Here is a 4,080-nt window from a genome sequence, read left to right on the forward strand (position 1 = left end):
CCTCCAGCATGGCGGTGCGGGTCACGCCGGTGGCGCGAGCCGACGGAGTGCACGCGAACTGATCGCGGTGGGTGGCCGATGCCGATCCGACCGTGTCGGCCTGGTGCGGCTCCCCAGGTGGGTGCATCTTTCGCCCCGATGCGTTACTTCTGGGACCGATGTGCGAAAGTTGCGGGAAAGTGGTTTTCCCGGCCGCGTCCGACCTTGCGGCACCCCCTCCCCAACACCTCGAAGATCGGCCCTGTCCCGACGATCAGCGCCACCTCGAAGATCCCGCGTCCGGTCCGATCCTGCTCGGAGTCCGATCGATGTCCCTGTCCACGGCCGTGCGTCTGCAACGCCCGCGCCCGGTCGCCTTCGCCATCGCACTCGTGCTGGCGTGGTTGCTGCTTGCTCTTGTCGCGTTCGCCCTGCACCGCGGTCCCATCGAAGATGATCTTTCCGCCCGGGCGACCGCGGCGGTCCGGTCCACCGGCGGCGGGCACGCCCAGGTTCACGTCGAGGGGCGTGATGCGGTCGTCACCGGTCGTTTCCCGAGTGCCGCCGCCGCCGAACAGGCGCGGGCCTCGGCCGCGGTCGCCGGCACGACCTCCGCGCGTCTCGGTGACGACGTGGTCATCGCGACCGAACCCGCGCGCCCCCTGGTGCTCGCCGTGGCCGGCCGAGGACTGTCGATCACGGCGACCGTGCCCGACCGGGCGAGCCGTGCCGTGTTGCTCGCCGCCGTGGCGGACGCGAGCGGCGGGTCGGTGACCGGCGAGGTCCGGGTCGACCCGGCCATGGCGGAGCCGCCGGTGGAGGCGGTGGCCGCCGTCGCGGCGGCGCTGCGCGGTTTCCCCGGGAACCACTCGGTCACAGTCTCCGGGACGACCGTGGCGGTGGCCGGCAGCGCCCCGGACGAGGCCACGAGGCGGCGCCTCGGCGCCCAGGTGCTGGCGGCGGCTGGTACCACCGTTCCTGATGCCACCCTGGACAACCGGCTTGTCGTCCCGGGAGAGAAGCCTGCCGCCCCGGCGGCGAAGCCCACCTCCGACGCCGGGGCCCTCGCGGCCCTACGCGCTGCCCTCGACGGTCGGAACGTGACGTTCCCGGTCGGCGCAGCGACACTGAGCCCGCCGGCCCGCCTTTGGCTTGACCGGGTGGCGGCGGCGCTGCGCGCCGGCCGGGTCGTGGTCCTGGTCGGCGGCCACACCGACGCCTTCGGGCCGGCGACCCTCAATCAGGCGTTGTCTCTGGACCGGGCCCGGGTGACTGCCGACTACCTGACGGACCGGGGCGTACGTCCCGACCTCATGCGCGTCGCCGGGTTCGGTTCCCGGTGGCCGGAGGCCGACAACGCCACGCCCCGGGGACGGGCGGCCAACCGTCGGGTCGAGATCGTCCCGTGGCCCGATCGCTGATTCTGGGCGAGCCCGATCCCGGCTGATCCGGTCGATCTGCAGTCCGGCCGATTTCCGGCCCAGTGTCACGGTGATGTCGCGGATGCGCGACCGTCTTGCCTGCGGCCGGTGGCCCATGGCACCCTCTGCTTAGGGAAGCCTTAGCTAAGGCTGCTCCGTAGGGTCGACTGCCCCACGGGGTCGAAGGATCATCGACAGATCGACAGGGTCGCGAACTGCCGCTTGGCCGTCCGCGTGCTGGCTGTCTCGGGCGTGGTGAGGTGCGGTGCTCGTCTGTTCATGCTTCGCGGTGTCCGACCGGATGCTACGCAATGTGATCGCGTCGGGTGCCTGCGACGTTGACGCCGTCGGCGAGCGATGTGATGCCGGGACGGGCTGTGGCGGTTGTGTAGAGGAGATCGCCGAGCTGTTGGACGAGGCGTACGCGCGCCGCGGCAGCCCGGTCGCCAGGGCGGGGTAGGGTTCCGGAGGGGTGCTGGTCACCTCGTTGTGGTACCCCGCGTGGCGGCCCGCCCGCCCGCGACCCGTACCGCCCGGACCATCCGCAACGATCGAGCTCCCGGCGCCGCGTCCCCCGCCGTTGACCGCCGCGCCCGCCGACCGGCTCCGGCTCGCCCACTATCTGCTCGTCGGCGACATCGGGTTCGACTCGGCGGTGGCCGTGACGGACGCCCCGCCGGCCGCGGGCACCTTCGCGTTCGTGGTGTTCTCCCAAGGCAGAGTGGGGAGCCGGGTGCAGGCGGCATACCTGATGGAGGCGCTCGCCAGCCACGGTTTCGTCGTCGCGGCCCCCGATCATCCCGGTGACACGATGCTCGACGCGGCCTCCGGGCGGCAGGCGTCCCTGTTGGCCCTGGCCGCGGACCGGCTGCATGACGTCTCAGCGGTGATCGACGTCACCGAGGCCCATCGACTCACGGTCCGTTACACGGTCGCGTTCCTGGCCCGTCGACTACGGAATGAGACCGGCTATGACCGCTATCTCGGACCGCCGGCGGACCGGCCCGCCTCCGCGGTGACCGTGCGTCGGGCCATGTGACCATCACGCTCCGACGGTGTCTCCGCGCGCGGGCACATCGGTCCACCCGCGAGCTACCGCGTGGTGGGATCACCCTTGCGCTGCCACGACGGCATATGGATGACTCACCCCGACATTGCCGGCTACCGTGGGCCAACCGGCCAAAGTCCGCCTGAGAGGTAGCATCGGCCGGTCGATCCGGCCGAGCCGCGACGCCTCGCTGGTTGCGAGGCGCGAGGTCGGCGATGGCGCTGAGTCGGCTGCGCCAGCCGGATCACGGGCGATGCCTACGGGTACAGTACGGTACCCCGTGAGGAGGTCGTGGCGATGTCCGCTCGCCAGGTGCGGCGGTTTCAGCTGGAGCGTGACGTCGATGTCTCCGGCGTCTCCGGGACGGGTGCGGTCGCGTTCGGGGCGCAGGCCCCAGACGGCACCTGCGTGCTGTGGTGGGACTCCGAACACGATTCCATCGGGATCTATCCGACAATGGAGACACTACTCGCCATCCACGGGCACGGCGGGAGTACTCGCGTCGTCTACATCGATGCCGCCGACCAAGCCATCCCCGCGGTTCCGGGGGGTCCCGCCGCCTCGGCCGTTCCCGCAGCCTCGGCCGTTCCCGTCCTCTCCGCGGCGTCGCCTGTGCCGAGCCCGGCGTCCCTGCGTGCCGCACCGTCGCTACGCCTCGGTTCCGCGGCGCGTTCGGCCGCCGCGACTCGTGGCCCGCGTCCCTCGCCGACCCGCAAGGCGCAGCCCGGGGGTGACGGCCGCTGATCAGGTCAGCGGGCGGAAGCAGGCGGTGGCCCGTTCCTGCGGGTCTACGGTGTAGAGCGCCAACGTGCCCGCCATCTCCTTCGGGTCCACGCCGTTGTCGAGCATTTGCCGGTGCAGGCCCGCCATCATGAGCAGGGCGTAATGCACCAGAATCGACGTGATGTCGGCGGGATGGCGCAGTGCCTCGCGAAACTGTTCGTCGGTCGCCACGTCGCTGGTGAGAGCGGCGAGGACGCCGAGCCGAATCCGCCCGGCGAGGTCCTCCCAGAGCTGGGCGCTTTTCGGGGCCTCCGGTCCTCGCCAGATCCCCGGGAACGCCAGGCCGGCGACGACGGCAGTCGGCTGTCGTCCCGTCCGGAGATGTATCGCGACGACCCACATCGCCATGAGCCAGCACATCCCGCGCAGGGTGTGCAGCGGATCGACGATCATCTGCTCACGGAGGTGCCGCTCGGACTGCGGGCGGCTGGCCGGAGCCAGCCAACCGCAGACGAGACGTTCGAGGTCGACGATCTGGACCATGGGCAGGTCCGCGGGGTGCGGCCGGGCCAGCGCGGCGGCCCGGTTGGACTCGGAATCGACCAGGGCGAGCGCGCCCGGATCGGAGAGTGTCTGCCAGGCCAGACCCGCCGACGGCATGCGGCACACGGTAACGCGAAACGCAGCACACCGACTACAGCATCGGCGGCATTGTGTGGCATTCGACGGTTGCCTCACCGCCGATTCTCTGGATGCGTCGCCGTGGTTTCCGCCGGAGGACCGATGCCGCGCGCACAGCGGTCCCCGGATCCGGGAGGAGCGTTGCGAACGGTAAGCGGGCGTCCGGGGGTTCACCCCTCGCCGAGGAGGTCTGACCACTCGCCGAGGAGGTCGAGGGGGGTGGTGGGT

The 4,080-nt window shown here is 71.4% G+C and carries 5 protein-coding genes; 4 read left to right on the forward strand and 1 reads right to left on the reverse strand.

Annotated elements, in window-relative coordinates:
- Window positions 1–308: 308 nt before the first annotated feature.
- From AC08OJ_RS18945 to AC08OJ_RS18960, 4 genes are all read left to right on the forward strand, one after another.
- Window positions 309–1,400, forward strand: a complete 1,092-nt coding sequence (locus AC08OJ_RS18945; protein WP_476596446.1) for an OmpA family protein — start codon at window positions 309–311, stop codon at window positions 1,398–1,400.
- Between the two features lie 265 nt (window positions 1,401–1,665).
- Complete coding sequence (locus tag AC08OJ_RS18950; protein ID WP_462189201.1) at window positions 1,666–1,860, forward strand: (2Fe-2S)-binding protein; 195 nt, start codon at window positions 1,666–1,668, stop codon at window positions 1,858–1,860.
- A 12-nt stretch (window positions 1,861–1,872) separates the two neighbouring features.
- Complete coding sequence (locus tag AC08OJ_RS18955) at window positions 1,873–2,439, forward strand: alpha/beta hydrolase (protein ID WP_476596447.1); 567 nt, start codon at window positions 1,873–1,875, stop codon at window positions 2,437–2,439.
- A gap of 306 nt (window positions 2,440–2,745) precedes the next feature.
- Window positions 2,746–3,192, forward strand: a complete 447-nt coding sequence (locus tag AC08OJ_RS18960; protein ID WP_476594621.1) for a hypothetical protein — start codon at window positions 2,746–2,748, stop codon at window positions 3,190–3,192.
- On the opposite strand, the gene AC08OJ_RS18965 is transcribed toward AC08OJ_RS18960, so the two are convergent.
- Entirely contained in the window at window positions 3,193–3,831 is a 639-nt protein-coding gene (locus tag AC08OJ_RS18965; RefSeq protein WP_476594620.1) for a hypothetical protein, read from the reverse strand.
- Window positions 3,832–4,080 lie beyond the last annotated feature (249 nt).

Source organism: Frankia sp. CgKIO3 (assembly GCF_977946435.1).